Raw genomic sequence first — 4,005 nt, 5'->3', positions numbered from 1 at the left:
GGCGAATCGCCTCCAGCGTCTGATGGTCAAATGTACGTCCGTCTCGTTTCATACACGATCCGACCGGCACGGGCATCGCAAAGTTCCCCAATTTGTCGACTTACTTATCGACTGGTGAGTAATGTTGTCGTAGGTCTACGGCTCTGTTCCGCCCTGCTGGGCGGGTCACTTTCTGTCCGAGCGACAGAAAGTAACCAAAGAGCGCGTCGCCTCTGGCGGCTGGCCACCAATTTGGTGGTGTTGGTGGTTCGAGCGGCGGTGCTTGCCGTTTGGCGTGGTTGGCCGTTCGACCCTGCTACGCACCCTGTCCGGTGCCTGCGTCGACGGACTATTGGACGAACCCGACTTTAGGCTATTGGCAGCCTGCTAAGCAGGTCATCGGTGGGACGCCTTCGGCTGCGCTGCGCGCACTCAGTATCGTAGGTTGGGTGCCCGGGCACGGAGTGCGTCGCTGCGCTCGCACGGCGCTGTCGTGTTGCCGGGCCAAAGGCGCAAATCAGAACATGCTCGTCCGCCTGCCACGTTAGGGCCCGCGCGAAGCGCAGCCGAAGGCGTCCCACCGACGCGGTACTTAGCAGGCTGCCAACCGCCTAAAGTCGGGTTCGTCCAATAGTCCGTCGATGTGGGCACAGACAGGGTGCGTAGCAGGCTCGAACGGCCAACCACGCCAAACGGCAAGCACCGCCGCCCGAACCACCAACGCCGTGGAATGGATGGCCAGCCGCCAGAGGCGACGCGCTTTTTGGTTACTTTTTGGCGCTCGGCCAAAAAGTAACCCGCCCAGCAGGGCGGAACCAGGCCGTCGACCTACGACAACATTAAACCAGCCCTACATACCCACGCCAACAAACAGAAGCCCCGCCGGCAACACCGGCCCAAAAAACTCATACTTCTGCCGCTGACCGCAGCGCTATTCGCGGTCGCGCTCGGCCAGCACCGCCCCGTCATCCGCCCCAACCTGCCTGCATCAACATAGCCACACCCACGCCGACAAGGACGCCCCCGGTAAGGCGTACCACAAGCCTGGTCGCGCGCGCACCAGCCGGCATCCATCGTTCGAGCGCCATCGCCAGCGTCACCGCTGCCATCACGCGCAGGTCCATCACCCCCATGACGAGCAATACCGCGGTCAGGCCCGCACTGCAGCGGGTGCAGTGCAGGCCCAGCCGCAGGCCATGGCGCCACGCCGAGCCGGCATGCCCCGGCAGGGCTCCCGTGCGTCCCGCTGCGTGGGTGCAGCGGGCAAGCTGCCGTGCTTTCCACGCGGTGAGCTGCAGCACGCCTGCCATCACCACGACCACCGCGGCGGCGAGCGGAGCCGCGCGCGCCAGGCCCTGCGCATGCATGGCCATCGCCGCCAGCGCAGCGCCAACAGCGAAAACGGCGAGACCCACCATGCCCCACACGGCGAAATAGCCGGCGCCCGCGAGCACCATCGACATGCCCGGGCGCGCCTGCCCTGCCCCCGTCAGCGCCTGACGGTAGCGCCACAACATCGGTGCCAGCGCGGGCATCATCATCGGCACCATCATGGCGATCCACATGCCGAGGAAGGATATGGCAGTGCGGGCCCAGCTCTGGCCGCACATCCGCATCCACGCCATCGACAGGGTCCAGCCGCCGGGCATCGGCATCGCGCCCGTTGCCGGCATGGACGCGTGCCAGGCCAGTGTCGCCGCCACGCCGGCGGGGACAAGCGCGGCCAGGACGCCGATGAAGGCAAGGCGGGGACCGGCGCGCCGCCAGCGCCCCGCCCTCCAGGTTGTCGGGGCGGTTGCCACGACCTGCCTCAACCCTGCTCGTATTCGTCGTGCCGGCGCCACCAGACCCCGGCCTCGTTGCGCCCGCGCGGCGCGCGGTCGAGCCACTGGTACATGCCCCACAGGCCATCCAGTCCGCGCGCATAGGTGGAATAGGTGTGGTAGACCACGCCGTCTTCCAGCGCGAACGCGCTCATGCCGGGGCGGTCGCGCTGGTACGTGGCAGTATCGGTGCCGCACATGGCCGCGAAGCTGGCCTCGGCCGCGGCACCTCCGGCCTCCAGCTCGGGGCGCCAGGCGAAGGCAGCTTCGCGGCGGAAGTTGTAGTCGATCTCGCCCTGGCGCTGTTGTGCCTCGCTGAACCAGACGTGGAAATCGGTGTTGAAGTCATTGCCGAGCGACGATGCCCAGGGAAACGTCCATCCCATGCGCCGTTGATACGCCTGCAGCCTGGCCAGCGGCGCGCGCGACACCGCGGTGAGCGTAACGTCGTGATGCGCCAGGTGGACGGCAAAGCCGTCAAACCCGTCCGCGATGGCCGAGCAGGACGGGCACCCCGCCTTGTAGTCGGGGCCGAACATGAAGTGGTAGACCAGCAATTGCGAGCGTCCCTGGAACAGGTCCGCGAGCGACACGTTGCCCGCCTCGGTCTCGAAGCGGTATGCCTTGTCGACCCGGACCCACGGCAGCGCCTGGCGCTGTCGCGCCAGTTCATCGCTGCGCCGGGTGAGATCCTTCTCGGCCGCGAGCAGTTCGAGCCGCGCGGCCAGCCACGCTTCACGGGTTCCGGTGCTGTGTGTGATCATCGTTCATCCCTCCGTTGGTTGGTGTTCGTGTGCTAGATTAGGCGCCGGCTGCCAATGGTGGGAGTGACAAGTGTGGCGGGATTTCTGGCGGAATTCGGATGGACTCACGCATAGCGGCCGCGGCGCTCGCGCTCGCCGCGGGTGACCCCCTCGGCGCGCTGAACCGGGTCGCCTTGCGCGACGATCCGCCCGCGCTGGCGCTGCGCGGCGTCGCGATGGCGCAGCTCGGCGACTTCGCTCGCGCCCGCGCCCTGCTGCGCAGCGCGGCGCGCGCCTTCGGCCCGCGCGAGGCGGTTGCGCGCGCAAGGTGTGTGGTGGCCGAGGCCGAGATCGCGCTGGTCTCGCGCGACCTGGGCTGGCCGGCCAGGGCACTGGACACCGCGCACGCCACCCTCGCCGCGCATGGCGACCGGGTCAACGCCGCCTACGCACGCTATCTCACCGCCCGGCACCTGCTGCTGACCGGCCGCATCGATGAAGCCGGACAGACGCTGGACGGACTCGACCCCGCCAGCCTGCCGCCCGTGCTCCAGGCCACCCATGCGCTGGTTGCCGCGGGCATCGCCATGCGCCGCCTGCAGTCGAAGCCGGCCACCGCCGCCATCGCCCAGGCCCGGCGCGCGGCGCGCCGCGCAGGCATTCCGTCGCTGAGCGCCGAAGTCGAAAGCGCGGCACAGGCACTGCGCAGCCCCGCGGCGCGGCGCATTGCGCGGGGCGACGAGCGGCCACTGCGGCTGGAGGAAGTGGAAGCGTTGCTGGCCTCGAAGGCGCTGGTCGTGGATGCATGCCGCCATGTGGTGCGCAACGCCGGCGCGGTGGTCTCGCTGGCCACGCGCCCGGTGCTGTTCTCGCTGGCGCGCGCGCTGGCGCAGGCCTGGCCGGAGGACGTACCCAGGGACACGCTGATCGCGCACGCCTTCCGCACCCGGCACGCCGATGCTTCGCATCGCGCGCGGCTGCGTGTCGAGATCGGGCGGCTGCGCACGCTGCTGCGCGCGCTGGCCGGTATCAGCGCAACCGGGCGCGGCTTCGCGCTGGTGCCGCACCGCGCCCGCGAGGTGGTGGTGCTGGCGCGCCCGGTGGAAGAAAAGCACGCGGCAGTGCTGGCCCTGCTTGCCGATGGCGAGTCGTGGTCCAGCTCGGCCCTGGCGCTGGCCCTGGGTGCCAGCCAGCGCTCCGTGCAACGGGCACTGGAGGCGCTCTCTGCCGCGGGCAAGATCCAGTCGCTTGGCCACGGGCGCGCGCGCCGCTGGATGACGCCGCCGCTGCCCGGATTCACGACCGCCTTGTTACTCCCCTCGCCATTGCCGATTGACTAGAAGGAGTTCGTCGGAGTTGAGGTGAAGCGTGATTCAAAACATCAGGTCGTGACGGGGTTCGCCTCGGTTTGGGGGCTCATCGCAGGCGTGATACGCGATGAAGGTATTTGAGAGTGGATG

At 68.8% G+C, this 4,005-nt stretch carries 3 protein-coding genes; 1 reads left to right on the top strand and 2 read right to left on the bottom strand.

Annotated elements, in window-relative coordinates; translation table 11 throughout:
• Positions 1–944: 944 nt before the first annotated feature.
• Positions 945–1,781, bottom strand: a complete 837-nt coding sequence (locus DN412_RS42355) for a DUF2182 domain-containing protein (protein ID WP_244223102.1) — start codon at positions 1,779–1,781, stop codon at positions 945–947.
• A gap of 8 nt (positions 1,782–1,789) precedes the next feature.
• Positions 1,790–2,566, bottom strand: a complete 777-nt coding sequence (locus DN412_RS42350; protein ID WP_115216924.1) for a DUF899 domain-containing protein — start codon at positions 2,564–2,566, stop codon at positions 1,790–1,792.
• A gap of 98 nt (positions 2,567–2,664) precedes the next feature.
• Here DN412_RS42350 and DN412_RS42345 point away from each other — a divergent pair, with 98 nt between their 5' ends.
• On the top strand, positions 2,665–3,885 hold the full coding sequence (locus tag DN412_RS42345) for a helix-turn-helix domain-containing protein (protein WP_115216923.1): 1,221 nt from the start codon (positions 2,665–2,667) through the stop codon (positions 3,883–3,885).
• The last annotated feature ends 120 nt before the right edge of the window (positions 3,886–4,005 follow it).

It is taken from the genome of Cupriavidus lacunae (genome assembly GCF_003353055.1).
Taxonomy (GTDB): domain Bacteria; phylum Pseudomonadota; class Gammaproteobacteria; order Burkholderiales; family Burkholderiaceae; genus Cupriavidus; species Cupriavidus lacunae.
The sequence above is the reverse complement of the archived record's forward strand: the minus strand, read 5'-3'. Positions and strand labels throughout refer to the sequence as shown.

Coding starts and splice junctions, on each gene's coding strand:
- DN412_RS42350 (WP_115216924.1), bottom strand. CDS start 2,566: ATGATCACACACAGCACCGGAACCCGTGAAGCGTGGCTGGCCGCGCGG.
- DN412_RS42345 (WP_115216923.1), top strand. CDS start 2,665: ATGGACTCACGCATAGCGGCCGCGGCGCTCGCGCTCGCCGCGGGTGAC.